Annotated in this window: 1 protein-coding gene; it reads left to right on the top strand. The window is 47.6% G+C overall.

Features of this window, described 5'->3' with window-relative positions:
* Window positions 1-70 precede the first annotated feature (70 nt).
* Window positions 71-1,239, top strand: a protein-coding gene (locus PSI23_RS21435; RefSeq protein ID WP_273556967.1) for an IS3 family transposase whose coding sequence is annotated in 2 segments (ribosomal slippage) — window positions 71-320 and window positions 320-1,239 — 1,170 coding nt in all. Because the reading frame shifts where the segments join, the coding sequence is not laid out codon by codon here.
* Window positions 1,240-1,247: the final 8 nt, after the last annotated feature.

Here is a 1,247-nt window from a genome sequence, read left to right as displayed (position 1 = left end):
TGATGTGGTTCAATGATTTTGGTCACCGTTATAGAGGTGATATGCTCACTTCGATAATTCAACAGGTGACATGATGAAAAGAAGTTTCAGCCCCGAATTTAAATTGGAGTCAGCACAGTTAGTGCTTGACCAAAACTACAGTATTGCCGATGCCGCCAGAGCCATGAATGTCAGTCAGTCCGCCATGGGGCGATGGGTTCATCAGTTAAAACAGGAACGGCAGGGAAAATCTCCCAACGCTTCGCCCATCACGCCGGAGCACATTGAAATCCGCAACCTGAAAAAGAAACTCCAACGCCTTGAAATGGAAAATGAAGTTTTAAAAAAGGCTTCAGCACTCTTGATGTCGGATTACCTGAACAATTCTCGCTAATCGAGCAATTCAGAGTGCATTATCCCGTGGCTTTCCTTTGCCAACTGTTTGGCGTTTATCGCAGTAGTTATCAAGCCTGGCAAAACCGGAGGAAGCCGCCCGATCCTGAGCGAGTAAAATTAAAGAGTCTGGTGCGTGAAGCTTTTAACGAGAGCCACGGCTCAGCCGGTGCACGGACAATTGCGACGATAGTCACCACCAAAGGCAGGCCATTGGGCCGATGGCTGGCGGGAAAATTAATGGCTGAACTGGGGCTGGTCAGTCGCCAGCAGCCGACACATCGCTATTCCTGTAGGGAACAGGAACATGACGATATTCCCAATCATCTTGACCGTCAATTTGCGGTCACCGAACCCAACCAGGTGTGGTGTGGGGATGTAACGTATATCTGGACCGGTAAACGTTGGGCTTATTTGGCGGTCGTCATCGACCTTTTTGCCCGTAAACCCATCGGTTGGGCGATGTCTTTCTCGCCGGACTCTGAACTGACGAAGAAAGCGTTAGAAAGGGCATTTGAATCCAGAGGGAGACCTCAAGGGATCCTGTTTCACAGTGATCAAGGTAGTCACTATACCAGCAAAGCGTTCAGACGATTATTGCAGCGTTATGGTATTAAACAAAGCCTGAGCCGGCGGGGAAATTGCTGGGATAACAGCCCGATGGAACGTTTTTTCCGGAGCTTAAAAAGTGAATGGGTCCCTTTGGCAGGGTATACAAATTTTAGGGAAGCTTACCATTCTATTATTCAATACATAACAGGTTATTACAGCCAGCTTCGTCCTCACTGGTATAACAATGGGTTAACGCCCAATGAGTCAGAACGATTATTTTGGAAAAACGCTAAGCCAGTGACCAATTTTTGTTGACCACAACA

The organism is Xenorhabdus yunnanensis, assembly GCF_028598805.1.
Lineage (GTDB): Bacteria > Pseudomonadota > Gammaproteobacteria > Enterobacterales > Enterobacteriaceae > Xenorhabdus > Xenorhabdus yunnanensis.
The sequence above is the reverse complement of the archived record's forward strand: the minus strand, read 5'-3'. Positions and strand labels throughout refer to the sequence as shown.